The following is a 16053-nucleotide window of genomic DNA, read 5'->3' as shown; positions in this document are numbered from 1 at the left end:
GGTGGAGGGCGCCGCAGCGGACAAGGCGCCCTTAGCCGTGGTCCGTTTCGGTGTCCTCCACCACCGCGTCCAGGGGCGCAGTGCCCGCCGAGCCGGAGGCGAGGCCATCAGCTCAGCTCGGCGAGGCCATCAGCTCCGTGCGCGCTCCACGGGGCAGGACATGCAGCGGGGACCGCCGCGGCCCGAGCCCAGCTCCGAGCCGCTGATCGCGATGACCTCGATGCCGGCCCGTTCGAGCTGGGCGTTCGTCTCGACGTTGCGCTCGTACGCGACGCACAGCCGCGGCGCGAGCGCCAGGGTGTTGTTGCCGTCGTCCCACTGCTCGCGCTCGGCGGTGACCGGGTCCAGGCCGGTGTCGATGATGCGCAGCCGGTCGATGCCCATCGCCTCCGCGGCGGCGACCAGGAACGGACGGGCCGCGCCCACCACCGGCTCACCGTCCGAACCCAGGGTCACCGGGTACGCCTGCAGCGTGTCGGCGATGTTCGGATACATCACGACGGCATCCACGTCGACCATCGTGCAGACGGTGTCGAGGTGCATCGTGGCGCGCTCCTGCGCGATCGGGACCGCCAGGATGGTGTGGGCCAGTCCGGCACCGAACACCCGGCGGGCGAGCCGTTCGGCGCCGGCCGGGGTCGTCCGTTCGCCGACCCCGATCGCCAGCACGTTCGGGGCCAGCAGCAGCACGTCGCCGCCCTCGACGTGCTCGAGGCCGGGTGTGTAGAGCAGCTCCGTGCCGGCGAACCGGGGGTGGTGGGTGTAGATCGCTCGGGTCAGCGTGGTCTCCCGCCCGCGCGCGGGCATGGCGAGGCTGGTGACGGCTACTCGGTCGCGTACCCACACCGACGAGTCGCGGGTGAAGAGCAGGTTGGGTAGCGGGTCGATGACGAAGTCGTGCCGGTCCATGAGCTCGTAGACCAGGCCGCCGGTCCGGCCCGGGCCGGGCTTGACCTCCTCGTGGGCCAGTCCCGCCATGAGGACGTGGGCCAGTTCCACCGGGCCGAGGTCGGCGAGATGCGCCGTGACGCGTTCCCGGAGGGCGTCGCCCAGCCGGTGACTCTCCAGGACGCCCCGGGTCAGTTCTTCCCGCGCCTCGGCGACCGCGAGGGTCTCCTCCAGGAGCTTGCCGAGATAGAGCACCTCGACGCCGCGGTCCCGCAAGGCCTGGGCGAACTTGTCGTGCTCCTCCTGCGCCCGTCCCACCCAGGGGATGCCGTCGAAGAGCAGGGAATCGTTGTTGCGCGGAGTCAGCCGGGCCAGCTCCGCACCGGGCCGGTGCAGCATGACGGTGGCGAGCCGGGCGACTTCACTGTCGACATAAGGAGGCACGGGTCGAGCCTATGACCTTCGGGCACGGGGCGGGCGGCGAGACCATTTTGTCCTTACTGTCCGCATCCATGCTGTGACGTTGCGCCAAGATCCGGGACATGGATGCGCCACTGCTAAGGCCACGCTAACTTGAGTGAGGACGTTTCGGATCCCAGGGGAGTCCTAGGTCGCGTGATGCACCATACGGAAAAAGAGCTTGTGCGTGAATGCGGCATTCATCCCCACTCATTCCGCTTTCTTTCCGGTGCGATGGCTTGCTTGAGTACCGGGTCAGACACTTACCGTAGTGGAAAGAGAGCCCGATGGACCTTTTGCCGGAGGTCGCAGTGACTGTCTTCCCCGCACGCCCCGCCCTGCCCGTGCCCCATCGCCCGCATCCCCCCGCCATCGACCCTCGCCGCACCGCCCCGCCCTCAGCTCTCGAGCCGGTCCGCCCCAGTCCCGTCGAATGGGCCCGCCGCCGCCGTGCCGAACGGGAGGCCCGACGCCTCGAGGCCGCCGGCGCCCGTGCGCTGACCCGCCTCGACCGCCTCGGGCCCGCCTGGCACATCGTCGACTGGCCCCGTACCGACTCACCGGGCTATGAGCACGACCCCAGCGACGACCGGGCCGGCTTCCTCGCCATCGGCCCGGGCGGCGTCTACGCCGTGACGGTCGCCGACCACGGTCGCGCCCGTGTCCTCATCGCCGGCGACGTGGTGCAGATCAACGGCAAGCGTCCCGGGTACGTCGCGGAGGCGCGCCGAGACGCCCGCCGCGCCGGACGCGCCATGAGCTCCGCCGTCGGCCTGCCCGTGCCGGTGACGCCCGTGCTGGCCTTCGTCGGATCCGGCGTGATCAGCGTCCACGGCCTGCCGAAGGACTGCCTGGTCGCCACCCACAAGGAGCTCGACCGTCTCCTGATCGCCGGCGGTGCCCGCATCTCGCCGGCCACCGCGGGCAAACTCTCCGCGGTGGCGCAACACCCGGCCACCTGGACGAACGCTCCGTACCGCCCGGAGGGGGACTATCGCTGGTACACAGGCGACCAAACGGCCGCTGACAAGCGGTCAGCCCACCGGTAACGTTCCTCCCAGTGCAGAGCTCGCGGTCGCGGGTCGACGCGAGCGACGCCGGCCGGACGCGCGAGGTGTGAGGCCATAGGTCTGGCGGACCTCGCCGATCCGGCCGGAGTCAGGTCCGCCGGACGGCACGGATATCAGGGAGGTGCGGGTGGCGCACGTCGAGCTCTCACTCTCGGGAGCGTTCGTGCCCCAGGCACGGACGCCGGACGAATCGGAGTTCGTCTCGAACATCGACCGCTGGGCGGCAACGGTCTGGCAGGCCGTCGAGCCCTGCCTGGTGATCGACGTCAGCGCCACCGTCGTCGCGGTGTCCCCCTCCGCGAGTGACCTGCTCGGCCTCGGCAAGGGCGCGGACGTGGTCGGCCGCCCCCTGCTCGGCGGCGAGGGGGCCCTCCGCCTCATCGACTTCACCGCCGGCGGCGGCGACCTGGCCGAACCGGAGATCGAGAAGATTCCGCCCCTGCTGGCGCTGACGTCGGAGCAACTCACCCGGGGCCTGATGCGCATCCAGCCACCGGCCGACGACCGGCACGTCACGGTCGACGCCATCGCCACGCCGATCCTGGAGAACGGCCGGGTCGTGGCCTCCCTGACCTTCTTCTCCGCGATCCGCTACTGACCGCCCTGTCACGGGGTCGTTCGTGTGGTAATTAACGCACCGGTAACCCATTGGGATGACCGGGGTCTTGACCGTAGTGTGCCCTTATGCTCGATCTCGACCTGCTCCCGGAGGAGTACGCAGTGTGCCGGCTGCCTGCCGGAACCGCCCTGCCCGCCTCCCTGAGCAGCGGTCCGGACGACAAGGGCGTCATCTCGGTGACCTGGGCACCGGACGAGATCTCCATCATCTGCCCCGCCACCCGCGTCCCCGAGGCCGCAACCGTCGAGGCCGCCTGGCGATGCCTGCGCGTCGTGGGCCCCCTGGACCTCGCCCTGACCGGCGTGCTCGCATCCCTGGTCGGGCCGCTCGCCGACGCCCGCGTGAACATCATCGCCTTCTCGACCTTCGACACCGACTACCTGCTGGTGCCCCGGGTCCGCCTCACCGAGGCCGTGGACACCCTCACCGCCGCGGGCCACCGAGTCGCGGTCTGACCAAGACCCCGCGCGCCCTGACCAAGACCACCGCGCGCCCTGACCAAGACCACCGCGCGCCCTGACCAAGACCACCGCGCGCCCTGACCAAGACCACCGCGCGCTCTGACCGGAGACCACCACAGCGCCCGCCGACCACGGTTTGCGAACCGGCTTGTGTCACGGCCGCCGTGCACAGCGGCGCCACGCGGTCGACAAGCGGCGAGATCCCTTTTCCGGCGGTGGAAGACCTACCATGGGCGGGTGCCGGAGGATGGTCGCCGCCGGGCCCGGGCGTTGCTGGTGCCGGTCGCGGGCGGGATGGTGCTGCTGAGCGGGTGTGGTGCGCCGCCCGCGCCTCCGGTGAGCGCGCCTCCTTTAGGAACGGCGGGTGCCGGGGTCGCCCCGTCGAGTTCCGCGCTTCCGGGCGTGCTGCCGACAATGCCGTCCCCGCCGGTCACGGGCGGGCTACCGCCTGCCGGATTGCCCACCGGAGCACCGCCGCCGGCGGGATACCCCACTGCCGGTGTGCCGCCGCGGCCGTACCCGCCTCCTGCCCCTGGCGCGACCACCACGCCCGCGACGGGCACGCCCTCACCTGCGCCCAAGTGCACTGCCGGGCCGAGCGCTGCGCAGATTGTCGCCGTGGTGCGGGGGACCGCCGGGATTCCCGATCGGGCGCTCACGGTGATCGACGGGCCGTTTTGCTCTGGGAAGTGGCAATTCTCCACGATCGAGATCGTCCCTCGCAGCGGCGAGCAGAAGCCCGAACCTCTGTTCGTGGTGACCACCGGAAAGCCCTCCGCGCTGCAGTTGGTGGAGGTCGGCACCGACGTGTGTACCAAGCGCGTGCGAAGCGACGCTCCCCCCGGGATCCGCGTCCGCGCCTGCGGCGTCTGACGCGGGCCGCCGACGGGCGCAGCGCGCCGCACCCCCGACGGATGAACCGCCGGGGATCGTGGGGCCTTAGGGTGGGGGAATGCCCGGTACGCCACCCACCCGATTCGTGTATCTGGGGCCCGAGGGGACCTTCACCGAGCAGGCGCTGCGGACGATTCCCGCTGCTGAGCGCGGCATCCGGACCCCGGCCCGCAGTGTTCCCGAGGCGCTCGAGGCCGTACGGGCCGGCGAGGCCGATGCCGCGCTGGTGCCATTGGAGAATTCCGTCGGCGGAGCCGTTCCGGTGACCTTGGACGAGCTGGGCACCGGCAGCCCGCTGGTCATCACCCGGGAGGTGGTGCTGCCGGTCGAGTTCGTGCTGGCCTCCGCGTCGCTGACACCGCTGGCCGCGATCCGTACGGTGGCCGCGCACCCGCAGGCGTCCGCGCAGTGCCGCAGTTGGCTGCGGGCGAATCTCACCGACGCCGTCGTCGTGGACGTGTTGTCCAATGCCGCCGCCGCCATCGCCGCTGCGGAGGGGGAGGTGGACGCCGCGATCTGTGCGCCGATCGGGGTGCCGCGCAACAGCCTGACCACACTCGCCGAGAAGATCGCCGACCACGCGGATGCGGTGACGCGGTTCGCTCTGCTATCCCGGCCCGCGCCGCCCGCGCCGCCCAGTGGGGACGATGTGACCTCGCTGGCCGTGATGATCTCCCATGACCGGGTCGGCGCGCTGCTGTCGGTGCTCACCGAGCTGGCCGTCCGGGGTATCAACCTGTCCCGGATCGAGTCCCGGCCCACCGGGGAACAGCTCGGCGTCTACGTCTTCTTCCTGGACTGCACCGGCCACGTCGCCGAGCCCCGCCTGGGCGAGGCGCTCCAGGGGCTGCGCCGGATCTGCGCGGAGGTCCGGTTCCTCGGCTCCTACCCGCGCCACCGCTGGTCCAAGCGCGCCCAGGAAGAGCCGGCACCGTCACAACCGGGCCTGACGAACAAGGACTTCGCCGACAGCGCCGCCTGGCTGACCCGCCTCCGCGCCGGCGAGCCCTACTAGACGCTGAGCCGACGGCGAGCCGCCGAGCCCTACTGTTCGTGGGTCTTCGAAGGGTGACCACTCACGCAGAATGAAGGGTCCGGAGATCCGCTCATGAGCCGCTAGGCGATTGGATCTCCGGGCCCGGCCTCGGCGTGAGCGACGGCCTGCACCACCCACCGAGCTACGACATGAAGCCGTTGAACTTGATCTTTATCAGTGTCCCAGCAGGTTGCCGATGATGCCGCCCTGCTGCTGCTGGCCCTGCGCCGCGCCGGCGAGGCCGCCCGGCGGTTCCTCCGACGGCTGGACCACGACGAACCCCTGGCCGGCGAAGCTCATCGTGAAACGCTCGCCGGTGGTGCGGCCCAGCAGCGTGCCAAGGCCCAACTGCTCGGCGCGGTGGTAGCCGGTCTGCAGGTTGGCCGACCAGCAGATCGCCGCCTGCGGGTCGACGTAGGTGGGCTGGTCGACGGTCAGCACCACCGGCGTGCCCTTGGTGGTCACCGCGATGCGGCCGTAGCCGGAGAAGACGCAGTTGAACAGGCCGGCGTTGGAGAGCGCGCCGGCGCCCTGCACCATCTTGATGTCGTAGTTGAGGGTCGAGTCGAAGGCGAGGACGTTCGCCCCGTTGATCGACAGCCCGTCGCCCGGTTCGAGGTCGATGAGGTGGATGTCGGCGGCGTTCTCCGCCAGGAAGACGTCGCCGTGGCCGCTGACCTTCATCAGGGGTACGCCCTCGCCGGTCAGCTTCTGCTTGAGGAACTTGCCGAGGCCGCCCGAGCCGAGCGCTTCGAACTGGACCTGGCCCTGGTAAGCGACCATCGAGCCGACGCGGGCCATGAACTCACCGTTCAGCTCCGCCTTGAGCAGCTTGGAGTTCTGGAGTCGCAGGCCCGGCTGCGCCGACTCCTTCTCCAGGTTTTCGGCCGAGAACAGTTCGCTGCGCATGAAGGTCCTCCTGTAGGCGTTGACTCTCAGAGAGTAAGGCCGGTTGGCAACCTTTATCCCCAGCCCAGCGCATGTAGCCGCTCGTCGTCGATGCCGAAGTGGTGAGCGATCTCGTGCACCACCGTGATCGCGACTTCCTCGACGACGTCGTCCTCGGTGTCGCAGACGTCGAGAGTCGGGAGGCGATAAATGGTGATCCGGTCGGGCAGCACACCGGCGTAGTCCCACCCGCGGCGCGTGAGGTCGGTGCCCTCGTAGAGGCCTAGCAGATCCAGGGTGCCGTCCGGCGGGAGGTCCTCGACCAGGATGACCACGTTGTTCATCATCCTGAGCAGTTCGGGCGGGACCTCGTCGAGGGCCTCGCCGACGAGTTCTTCGAAGCGTTCACGGCTCATCTCGACCGGCACGCCGCCCATTGTGCTCCACCCGCCCGGGAGCGGGTGGAGCACGCGGGAGCCCCGCCTCAGGACAGGGTGGCGGTCAGGGTGATCTGTGCGCCCGGGGAGAGCAGGCGGGAAATCGGGCAGTTCTCCTTGGCGGCTTCGGCGATCTTGGAGAAGGTGCCGGCGTCCACGTTGGGGACGTCGCCCACCGTCTCCAGCTCGATGCGGGTGACGCTGAAGCCGGCGTCGGTCTTGTCCATGTGGACCTTGGCGGTGGTCTCGACCGAGGTGGGGGTGAAGCCTTCGTCGGCGAGAGCCTTCGAGAACGCCATCGAGAAGCAGCCGGCGTGCGCGGCGCCGATCAGCTCCTCGGGGTTGGTTCCCTCGCCCTCTTCGAAGCGGGACTTGAAGGAGTAGTTCCCCTCGTAACCGCCCTTGCCGGTCTTGACGGTTCCCGAGCCCTCGGTGAGGTTGCCCGACCAGCGGGCGGAAGCAGTGCGAATAGGCATGGCTTGACGCTAGTCCATACCGGGCGGCATATCGGGGTGAGAACCGATCGGCGACGCCGGTAGGCTCGTCAATCGTGATTGACCTGCGACTGCTGCGCGAAGATCCCGAGCCGTTCCGTGCCAGCCAGCGGCTGCGCGGCGAGTCCACCGAGAAGGTGGACGAGCTGCTGCGCGCCGACGAGGAGCGGCGGGCGGCCACCCAGCGCTTCGAGTCGATCCGGGCCGAGCAGAAGTCCCTCGGCAAGCAGGTCGCGAAGGCCTCCGGCGACGAACGCGCTGCCCTGCTCACGCGCACCAAGGAGCTGGCCGCCGAGGTGAAGGCGGCCGAGGCCGCCGCGGGCGAGGCCGACGAGACCCTGCGCCGCGCCCAGATGGCCCTGCCCAACCTGGTGCAGGACGGCGTACCGGCGGGCGGCGAGGACGACTTCGTCGTGCTCCGTGAGGTCGGCGACCTGCCGGCGATCGACAAGCCGCGGGACCATCTCGAGATCGGCGAGGCGCTCGGTGCGATCGACACCGAGCGGGGAGCGAAGGTGTCGGGCTCGCGGTTCTACTTCCTCACCGGCGTCGGCGCCCTGCTCCAGCTCGGCATGCTGCAGATGGCCATCGCCCAGGCGGTCGAGCACGGCTTCACCCCGTCGATCACGCCGTCGCTGGTCCGCCCCGACGCGATGGAGGGCACCGGCTTCCTCGGCAGCCACGCGAGCGAGGTCTACCGGCTCGAGGCCGACGACCTCTACCTCGTGGGTACGTCGGAGGTGCCGCTGGCGGCATACCACGCAGGCGAGATCCTCGACCTGGACGGCGGCCCGAAGCGGTTCGCGGGATGGTCGTCGTGCTACCGCCGGGAGGCCGGGTCGCACGGCAAGGACGTCCGCGGGATCCTGCGCGTCCACCAGTTCGACAAGGTGGAGATGTTCTCCTACTGCAAGCCCGAGGAAGCCGAGGCGGAGCACCGCAAGCTCCTCGCCATGGAGGAGGAGATGCTCGCCAAGGTCGAGATCCCCTACCGGGTGATCGACGTGGCCGCCGGCGACCTGGGGTCGAGCGCCTCGCGCAAGTTCGACTGCGAGGCCTGGGTGCCGTCGCAGGGCCGCTACCGCGAGGTGACGTCGACGTCGAACTGCACCACGTTCCAGGCCCGGCGGCTGAACATCCGCTACCGCGACGCCGACGGCCGGCCGCAGACCGCGGCGACGCTCAACGGCACGCTCGCCACGACCCGCTGGCTGATTCCGATCCTGGAGAACCACCAACAGCCGGACGGATCCGTCCGCGTGCCCAAGGCGCTCCAGCCGTATCTGGGCGGCCGGGACGTGCTCGAACCCATCCGGTAAGGGGCAATACACCGATCGGCTACCAGAAGTCATGGCCGCTGGTAGCCGGTCCGGTGTAACGTTTTCCTTCCGCCCTCCGCGGGGGTTCGCCACCCTCGGAGGTTCAGATGGCCCACCCCGGTCTCCCGAAGCTCATCGCGACCGACCTCGACGGCACCCTCGTCCGCAGCGACGACACCGTGTCCGCGTACACCCATGAGGTCCTGGACCGGGTCCGGGCCGCGGGTATCCGCATCGTCGGCGCCACCGGCCGGGGGCCGCGGCTCACCGAGCTCACCCGCAACGACATCCGCGCCGCCGACTTCCTCGTGCTTGCGCAGGGCGGCTGGGTCATCGACCAGAACGAGGGGACTCTGCTCAGGAACGCCCGCCTGCCCGGCCGCGACCTGGCGGTCGTCCTACAGGATCTCGAGGCCGAGGTCGGGCCGCTCTCCGTCATGGTGGAGGCCCTGGAGCACGACGACGCCCCGCTCTGGGGTGACTACGACCCGACCTGGCGCTTCCCCGTCACGGTGGAGCCGCGGACCCGGGACGAGTGCCTCACCGGCGACGTGATCAAGGCGTTCGCCCGCTCGTTCGACCGGCACGTCGACGACCTGCTCGCCGCGGCGCAGCGCATCGTGGCGCCGCACGTGGCGACGGTCACCCAAGCCGGCCAGAACTACCTCGAGATCTGCCCGCCGGAGGTGGACAAGGGCACCGGGCTGGCCGTAGTTGCGCAGGCCGTCGGCGTCGACCCGGCGGACGTGCTGGTTTTCGGGGACATGCCCAACGACCTGCCCATGTTCGCCTGGGCCGGCTGGCGCCGGGTCGCCGTGAGCAACGCCCACCCCACGCTGCTGGCGGTGGCCGACGAGGTGACCCTCAGCAACGACGAGGATGGGGTGGCGGTCTATCTCGACCGGCTACTGTCGCAGTGATGCATTCCCCATTCCGCCTCGTCGCCTCGGACATCGACGGCACTCTGATCCGTGACGACGGCACGCTCAGTTCCCGTACCATCGACGTTCTCGACCGGCTCCGAGACCGCGGCGTGCCGGCCGTGCTCGTCACCGGCCGGCCGGTGCGCTGGCTGCGCCAGCTTTACGACCAGATGGCCGAACCGCTGCCGGCGATCTGCGCCAACGGCGCCGTGGTCTACGACCCCGACACCGACGAGATCCTGCGGGCCGCCCCGCTCTCCGTCGAGCTGCTGCTCGACGTGACCAAGCGGCTGCGCGAGGCCGTGCCCGACGTCGCCCTGGCCGTCGAGGTCGAAAACGGCAGAAGCTTCTGGTACGAGGAAAACTGGCCCCTGCGCTGGGACGTCGAGCACCAGGCGGTACGGATGCTGAGCACGCCCGAAGAGCTCACCACGGCACCGGCGGTGAAGCTGCTGGCCCGCTCCGCGCAGCACGGACCGGACGAGTTCGCCGAGCTGGTCAGCCGCACGCTGGGCGAGCTGGCCGAGGCGACCCACTCGTCCTCGTCCGCACTGGTGGAGATCTCGGCGGCGGGCGTGACCAAGGCCGCCGGCCTGGCCTGGCTCTGCGAGCGCGAGGGCATCGACGCCGCGGAGGTCGTCGCCTTCGGTGACATGCCGAACGACCTGCCCCTGCTGGCATGGGCAGGCCGTTCCGTGGCGATGGGCAACGCCCATCCCGCCGTCAAGGAGGTCGCCGACGAGGTGGCGCTCACCAACGACGAGGACGGGGTCGCGGCGTACCTGGAGCGGTTGTACGGGCTATAGGTACTGCCCGGTCGGGCCGGTGCCGTCGCCGCCCTGACCCGGCATGCCGGGGATGACGCCGTGCGGGCCCATGGGCAGCGCCGGACGGCCCTGGCCGCCGCGCATCTGCTCGAGCTGCAGCCGGGCCGCCATCTGCTGGGCGACCAGCGCCGCCTGGATGCCGTGGAAGAGACCCTCCAGCCAGCCGACGAGCTGAGCCTGGGCGATCCGCAGCTCCGCCTCGCTGGGCGGGGTCTCGGAGTCGAACGGCAGTGACAGCCGCTCCAGCTCCTCCTGCAACTCCGGCGCCAGGCCGTCCTCCAGCTCCTTGATCGAGCGCTGGTGGATCTCCCGCAGCCGGCCCCGGCTCGCCTCGTCGAGTGGGGCGGCCCGGACCTCCTCGAGCAGTTGCTTGATCATGCTGCCGATCCGCATGACCTTGGCGGGCTGCTCGATCAGATTGCCCGGCTCCTCGGCCTTCATCGTGCCGTCGGACTCCACCGTGCCCATGGGGCGGCCGTCGGGGCCCACCACGATGACGGAGCCGTCTTCCTGCTTGTCTGCGGTGTGGGTGTCGTCGCTCATGCGATCCATCTTGCCTCGCAGGAACCACCCGCCCGCACCAGGCCCTGCCCTAAGGGCGCAGTTCGGCGACCGCGCACTTGATGCTGCCGCCGCCGCGCTTGAGTTCGCTCAGCTCGACGTAGACCGGGGTGTAGCCGGCCGCGCGCACCTTCTCGCCCAGCGCCGTCGACTCGTGGTTGAGGATGACGTGGCGCCCGTCACTGACGAGGTTGAGGGCGAAGGCCTCGGCGTCGGCCCGGTCGGCGATGACCGCGTCCGGGAAGAGCTGGGCGAGGACCTGCTGCGAGGACTCCGAGAAGGCCTCCGGGAAGTACGTGACGTTGCGGTCGTCGAGCGCCGCGAGGGCCACGTCGAGGTGGTAGTACGCCGGGTCGACCAGCTTCAGGGAGATCACCGGGCGGCCCAGGACCTCCTGCGCCTCGGTGTGCGCGGCCGGGTCCGTACGGAAGCCGTGGCCGGCCAGGATCAGGCCGCCGTGCGCCTCCGGCACGTAGGCGAAGTCGCCCTCGCCCTCGTTGACGTGCTCCGGGTCGGCGAAGGTCCACGGCCCGCCGACGTAGAACTGCCGGTGGGCGGCGGCTTCCGCGGCGCGCTGCGGGTACTTGAAGCGCGCGCCGTAGACCTTGCCGTCGACCGAGAAGGCGCCGTTGGCGGCGTACACCATGTCGGGCAGGGCCGGTACGGCGTCGAGGACGTGCACGGTGTGGCCGAGGTCGGTCAGGGTGTCCTTGAGCATCTGCCACTGCTTGAGCGCGAGAGCGGGATCAACCGGGACAGTCGTGTCCATCCAGGGATTGATCGCGTACTCGACCGTGAAGTGCTCAGGGGGACACATGAGGTATGTCCTGATTCGCGGCAAGCGCTCCGTGTGGCTCATGCAGTAAAGGGTAGGTACCCTGGGACGACCGAAAAAGCTCAATCCCTTGCTCGTCGGAGGCGAATCGTTGCAGATGGACGCCGTTGACAAGCGAATCATTGCGCTGCTCATCGCCGACGCCCGCGCCTCCTATGCTGAGATCGGTGCGAAGGTCTCGCTGTCCGCCCCGGCGGTCAAGCGGCGGGTCGACCGGCTCCGCACCAGCGGCGTCATCAAGGGATTCACGACCGTCATCGAACCGGCCGCCGTCGGATGGACCACCGAGGCCTTCGTCGAGCTGTTCTGCACCGGCCGCACCACGCCCGCTCAGATCACCGTCGCCACCCGGCGGCATCCCGAGGTGGTCGGCGCGTACACGGTCTCGGGGCAGGCCGACGCGCTCGTGCATCTGCGGGCCTCCGACATCGGGCACCTCGAGCAGGCCCTCGAACGGCTGCGGGCCGAACCGTTCGTCACCTCGACCCGCAGCATGGTCGTGCTCTCCCGGCTCGTCGAGACGCCGACACCGGTGCCCACGACGAATTAGCCGGAACCCGGGACGGTCACGCTGCGTCCCACCCCCATGTCGCGCCGCTCACTGCTCTGTGCCGCCGTCGCCCTCGCGCTCCCGCTCAGCGGATGCACGGCGAAATCGTCGCCTCCCACTCCGCCGCCGCCCGTACCGGGGCCGATGCGGCTGGTCGCCTTCGACTCGTGCGAACAGCTCGAGGCGGATCTGAAGCGGGCGGCCAAGGCCAGCGTCGGACCGTACGGGCTGCCGGGTTCCGCCGCGATGCCCGAGACGATGCCGTTCGGCTCCCGGACCATGGCCGACAGCGCCGGTGTGGCCGCCAAGGCTCCGGGCGCCCCACCGGAATACTCGGGCACGAACAACCACGAACGGGACGCCGACGAGCCGGACATCGTGAAGACCGACGGGCGCCGGATCGTCACGGTCGACCGGGGCGCCCTGCGCGTGGTGGACGCGGCCACCCGTACGCAAACCGGCAAGCTGGACCTGCAACTGCGGCAAGGCGGCGGCCCGCTCGAACTGCTCCTCGCCGGCGACGTGGCACTCGTCCTGGTCCCGGGTGGCTGGATGGGCTATGCGCCCGACTCCAGGATGATGCCAGCCGCTACGAAGCCCGAGCTGATCTCCGTCGACATCTCCGGGCCACCACGGATCGTCAGCCGGTACCGGACCGAGGGCAATCTGGTCGACGCCCGCCTCACCGGCAGCACCGCCCGCATCGTCCTGCGCTCGAACCCGCGCATCACGTTCCCGGAGCAGCCGGCCGCGTGGGACGACGACGAGCGGATCAAGGCCCAGCGGAAGGTGATCGACCGGGCCTCCGTCGCGGCCTGGCTGCCGTCCTGGGAAGTCACCACCGGCGGCACGACGTCGAAGGGCGCCACGGACTGCGGGCGGGTCAGCCGGCCGTCGGACTACTCCGGCGGCTCGCTGCTCAGTGTGCTGACGTTCGACCTGACCAAGCCCGTCCTCGGCAGCGGCGACGCGGTCACGGTCGCCGCCGACGGCGACACCGTCTATGCCACTGCGAGCAGCCTCTACCTCGCCGGCGACCAGCGCTGGCGGCTCAACTGGGCCGGCGGCCGGGCCGGGAGGCCCGCCCGGCAGGAGACCGAGCTCTATCGCTTCACCCTCAACGGCAACCAACCCCCCGTGTACGCGGGAGCCGGCACCGTCACCGGCTTCCTGATCAATCAGTACGCGATGTCCGAATGGGACGGACACCTCCGCGTGGCCACCACGAACGAACAGGCCGGACAGTCGGCCGTACGCGTGCTGCGAGTCGACGACGACAAGCTGGTGCAGACCGGGATGGTGGACGGCCTCGGCAAGGGCGAGCGGATCTACTCCGTACGCTTCATCGGCCCGCGCGGCTACGTCGTGACGTTCCGCCAGACGGACCCGCTCTACAGCCTGGACCTCGGCGATCCTGCCAAGCCGAAAGTCACCGGCGAACTGAAGATCACGGGGTACTCGGCACATCTCCAGCCGGCCGGCGACGGCAGGCTCATCGGCGTCGGGCAGGAGGCCGACACCGACGGCCGCATCCAGGGCACCCAGGTCTCGCTCTTCGACGTCTCCGACCCGGCCGAGCCGCGACGGCTCGCGCAGCACCACATCGCCGGAGGCCACTCCGAGGCGGAATGGGACCCGCACGCGCTGCTCTGGTGGCCGGCGACGAACCTGCTCGTCGTACCCGTGTCCTCGGTCTCGTTCGACGGCGGCGGGGGCACCGGCGGCGCGCTGGCGTTGCGGGTCAGCGACACCGGCGTACGGGAGATCGCGACGCTGCGGCAGGCGATGGTCCGCCGCTCGCTGGTGATCGGGGACACGCTGTGGACGCTCTCCGACGGCGGCCTTCAGGCGTCACGGCTGTCCACGATGGAGAAGCTCGCCTGGCTGCCGGCCGTCTAGGCCCGCTGTCTGGACCCGCTGTCTGGACCCGCCATCTGGACCCGCCATCTGGGCCCGCCGTCGGTCCTGGCCTTTGGTCGGCGGCCTTCGCGGGGGCTTTGATCGGGGGCCTTCGGTCGTCGGTTTAGAGGTACATCCCCGTGCGGTGGTCGTCGCCGTCGGCGGGGGCGGACTTCGCCGGGGCGGGCTTGTCGCCCTCGCCGAAGAAGCGCTTGCCGCCGAACTCGCCGTGCAGCCGGTCGTCGAGCTCGTCGGCGAGGCCGGTCATGACCTGGACGGCCAGCATCAGGTGGGTGGCCTGAAAGTTACGGCCGAAGACGGGGATCGAGGCCCAGACGGTGTCCTGCGCGCAGTAGAGCCGGCCGATCGGCATGCGATTGGTGAGCTCGGACAGCTTCACGTAAAGCTGCTCGGTCGGCTCGACCTCGGTCAGGATCGGCGAGAAGACGTCGACCAGCGGCGGGTTGTCCCGTACCCGGACGAACACCATCGCCGAGCCGGCCCGGATGCCGATGTCGCCGTCGGTGTCGACCTGGAGCTGGTCGACGGTGGTCTTGGACATGGTCGCGACCACCGTACGGACCCGCTCCTCGAGCGGGACGACCTCGTCGGCGGCGTTGGCCAGCGCCTCGGAGAGCACGCCGTCCTCGTCGAGGTCGTCGAGGCTGAGCTCCTCGTCGATCGACGGCTCATGCCGGGCGGTGGCCAGCGGCGCCGTCTCGATCGGCTCCTCCTCCTCGTCGTGCACGAGGTAGACCAGGAACGCCGGGTGCGGGGCGCCGTACACGTCACGCAGCGTCCGCGAAACGATCGTGGCCAACTGCTTGGCGGCATCGGTGGTGGTACGCAGCCCGAACGAGTCACCCGAACCGGCCAGCACCCCCGGCGGCGACCAGCCCAGCGCCACCAGGTCGGCGACCGACGAGCGATCCATCCGGAACCCCTCGGGCAGAGCGGCGTTTCCGACCGCGAGCGCCTCGATGACGTCGTCGGGCAGCACCCGGATACTCACCGAGTACACGGCGGTGCCGGTGCCGGACGCGGTGGGATCGAGGGTGAGGTCGACATGTGCGCCCGCGCTGAGGGTAGGCAGCAGCACGGCGAGCGCCGCGGCGAATTCCCGCCACGCCTCGGTCACCTTGGCCCGCAGATCGGCCGTGGTCGGCTCGTCGAGCAGGACGCCCTCGGGCTGATCAGGAGTGTTCTCCGCCGTCATGATCGTCACCTCCGCCCCGTCACCCTATCGAGCCGCCGGACCGCCCCACGGCCGCGTCTCATTCCCGACCCGTCTTTCACAGCCGTTCGGCGCTGGGTTTGGCGCCGACCGGGGCTTCATGGTTGCCGGCTCGCGCTTGACTGCCCGCCGGACTGTCACCGGCTCGCGCTTCAGGGCCACCGCATGGCGCTTCAGCCTCGCCGCCTGGCATTTCACCCTCTGCGGCCTGGCGCTTTTCGCCGCCTGCCGCTTCACCGGCGCCGTCTCGAAGCCTCTTCTCTGAGCGGTTTCGGAGCTCGCCTCCCATCCTTCACCGATCGTTGGGGGGCCAATTCTTGGCCAGTTCGCTCAGGCGGGCGGCGACGTCGGCGGGGTCGGCGCCGCGGCCCACGGCGAGTCCCATCAGGTAGGCCGAGATCGGCGCACCAGGGCGCACGACGTTGTGGGCGACGTCCCGAGCCAGGTCCAGCACCAGCGCCGTCGCGGATGAGCCCTGATCCGTTGCCGGCGCCACATCGGCAGCGCTCAGACCCAGCTCCGCCACCGCCGCCTTGATCCACTCGTCGAGGACGTTCATCGGAGCCGCACCCCGCCGGTCCGCAGGCCATCGCCATCGCCGGTGCCACGGAAAGCATTCAACAGATGTCTTCCTCGGCATCGTTCGTGCCGCGGAGCAA

General features: G+C 70.3%; 19 protein-coding genes. 11 read left to right on the top strand and 8 right to left on the bottom strand.

What is annotated here, in order from left to right:
- Positions 1–129 precede the first annotated feature (129 nt).
- A complete protein-coding gene (locus EDD30_RS20035) occupies positions 130–1332 on the bottom strand; it encodes an arginine deiminase (RefSeq protein WP_123678369.1) in 1203 nt (400 codons plus the stop codon).
- A 326-nt stretch (positions 1333–1658) separates the two neighbouring features.
- Between EDD30_RS20035 and EDD30_RS20030 the strand changes: the two genes are divergently transcribed.
- The 5 genes from EDD30_RS20030 (at position 1659) to pheA (ending at position 5406) form a co-directional block, all read left to right on the top strand.
- On the top strand, positions 1659–2396 hold the full coding sequence (locus EDD30_RS20030) for a hypothetical protein (protein WP_071805593.1): 738 nt from the start codon (positions 1659–1661) through the stop codon (positions 2394–2396).
- 148 nt (positions 2397–2544) lie between these two features.
- Positions 2545–3015, top strand: coding sequence for a transcriptional regulator (locus tag EDD30_RS20025; protein ID WP_071805595.1), 471 nt, complete (start codon positions 2545–2547; stop codon positions 3013–3015).
- Between the two features lie 86 nt (positions 3016–3101).
- Positions 3102–3491 (top strand): ACT domain-containing protein, encoded by a 390-nt coding sequence (locus EDD30_RS20020; RefSeq protein ID WP_071805552.1) that lies wholly within the window; start codon positions 3102–3104, stop codon positions 3489–3491.
- Positions 3492–4115: 624 nt separating this feature from the next.
- Positions 4116–4370, top strand: coding sequence for a hypothetical protein (locus tag EDD30_RS20015; protein WP_071805555.1), 255 nt, complete (start codon positions 4116–4118; stop codon positions 4368–4370).
- A gap of 79 nt (positions 4371–4449) precedes the next feature.
- On the top strand, positions 4450–5406 hold the full coding sequence (pheA, locus tag EDD30_RS20010; protein ID WP_071805557.1) for a prephenate dehydratase: 957 nt from the start codon (positions 4450–4452) through the stop codon (positions 5404–5406).
- A 195-nt stretch (positions 5407–5601) separates the two neighbouring features.
- On the opposite strand, the gene EDD30_RS20005 is transcribed toward pheA, so the two are convergent.
- From EDD30_RS20005 to EDD30_RS19995, 3 genes are read right to left on the bottom strand one after another with little or no spacing between them, the layout of a single operon-like run.
- On the bottom strand, positions 5602–6336 hold the full coding sequence (locus EDD30_RS20005; protein ID WP_071805559.1) for an AIM24 family protein: 735 nt from the start codon (positions 6334–6336) through the stop codon (positions 5602–5604).
- Positions 6337–6389: 53 nt separating this feature from the next.
- Positions 6390–6752, bottom strand: coding sequence for a metallopeptidase family protein (locus tag EDD30_RS20000; protein WP_211277789.1), 363 nt, complete (start codon positions 6750–6752; stop codon positions 6390–6392).
- Positions 6753–6799: 47 nt separating this feature from the next.
- Positions 6800–7228 (bottom strand): OsmC family protein, encoded by a 429-nt coding sequence (locus EDD30_RS19995; protein ID WP_071805560.1) that lies wholly within the window; start codon positions 7226–7228, stop codon positions 6800–6802.
- Positions 7229–7302: 74 nt separating this feature from the next.
- Between EDD30_RS19995 and serS the strand changes: the two genes are divergently transcribed.
- The 3 genes from serS to EDD30_RS19980 all read left to right on the top strand — a co-directional run bounded on the left by serS (position 7303) and on the right by EDD30_RS19980 (position 10294).
- Positions 7303–8565, top strand: a complete 1263-nt coding sequence (gene serS, locus EDD30_RS19990; RefSeq protein ID WP_071805562.1) for a serine--tRNA ligase — start codon at positions 7303–7305, stop codon at positions 8563–8565.
- 107 nt (positions 8566–8672) lie between these two features.
- Positions 8673–9485: a Cof-type HAD-IIB family hydrolase gene (locus EDD30_RS19985; RefSeq protein ID WP_071805564.1), complete on the top strand. Its 813-nt coding sequence runs from the start codon at positions 8673–8675 to the stop codon at positions 9483–9485.
- Entirely contained in the window at positions 9485–10294 is an 810-nt protein-coding gene (locus tag EDD30_RS19980; RefSeq protein WP_071805599.1) for a Cof-type HAD-IIB family hydrolase, read from the top strand. Before EDD30_RS19985 ends, EDD30_RS19980 begins: the two co-directional genes overlap by 1 nt.
- Here EDD30_RS19980 and EDD30_RS19975 read toward each other — a convergent pair.
- On the bottom strand, positions 10289–10858 hold the full coding sequence (locus EDD30_RS19975) for a bacterial proteasome activator family protein (RefSeq protein WP_123678368.1): 570 nt from the start codon (positions 10856–10858) through the stop codon (positions 10289–10291). The genes EDD30_RS19980 and EDD30_RS19975 overlap by 6 nt on opposite strands.
- 49 nt (positions 10859–10907) lie before the next feature.
- Positions 10908–11735 (bottom strand): dimethylargininase, encoded by an 828-nt coding sequence (ddaH, locus tag EDD30_RS19970; RefSeq protein ID WP_071805568.1) that lies wholly within the window; start codon positions 11733–11735, stop codon positions 10908–10910.
- Positions 11736–11802: 67 nt separating this feature from the next.
- Here ddaH and EDD30_RS19965 point away from each other — a divergent pair, with 67 nt between their 5' ends.
- Together EDD30_RS19965 and EDD30_RS19960 are read left to right on the top strand one after the other, a co-directional pair.
- Positions 11803–12261 (top strand): Lrp/AsnC family transcriptional regulator, encoded by a 459-nt coding sequence (locus tag EDD30_RS19965; RefSeq protein WP_071805601.1) that lies wholly within the window; start codon positions 11803–11805, stop codon positions 12259–12261.
- A gap of 36 nt (positions 12262–12297) precedes the next feature.
- Positions 12298–14160, top strand: a complete 1863-nt coding sequence (locus tag EDD30_RS19960; protein WP_071805570.1) for a beta-propeller domain-containing protein — start codon at positions 12298–12300, stop codon at positions 14158–14160.
- 124 nt (positions 14161–14284) lie between these two features.
- Here the strand turns inward: EDD30_RS19960 and EDD30_RS19955 are convergent, their stop codons facing one another.
- Entirely contained in the window at positions 14285–15376 is a 1092-nt protein-coding gene (locus EDD30_RS19955; RefSeq protein WP_071805572.1) for a T3SS (YopN, CesT) and YbjN peptide-binding chaperone 1, read from the bottom strand.
- Between EDD30_RS19955 and EDD30_RS19950 the strand changes: the two genes are divergently transcribed.
- The gene (locus EDD30_RS19950) at positions 15375–15659 is read left to right on the top strand and encodes a hypothetical protein (protein WP_143162685.1); all 285 of its coding nucleotides are present in this window, start codon (positions 15375–15377) and stop codon (positions 15657–15659) included. The two genes, EDD30_RS19955 and EDD30_RS19950, sit on opposite strands and share 2 nt — an antisense overlap.
- Positions 15660–15686: 27 nt before the next feature.
- On the opposite strand, the gene EDD30_RS19945 is transcribed toward EDD30_RS19950, so the two are convergent.
- Positions 15687–15953: a DUF6457 domain-containing protein gene (locus tag EDD30_RS19945; protein ID WP_071805577.1), complete on the bottom strand. Its 267-nt coding sequence runs from the start codon at positions 15951–15953 to the stop codon at positions 15687–15689.
- Positions 15954–16053: the final 100 nt, after the last annotated feature.

Source organism: Couchioplanes caeruleus, assembly GCF_003751945.1.
GTDB classification, from domain to species: Bacteria; Actinomycetota; Actinomycetes; order Mycobacteriales; family Micromonosporaceae; genus Actinoplanes; species Actinoplanes caeruleus.
The sequence above is the reverse complement of the archived record's forward strand: the minus strand, read 5'-3'. Positions and strand labels throughout refer to the sequence as shown.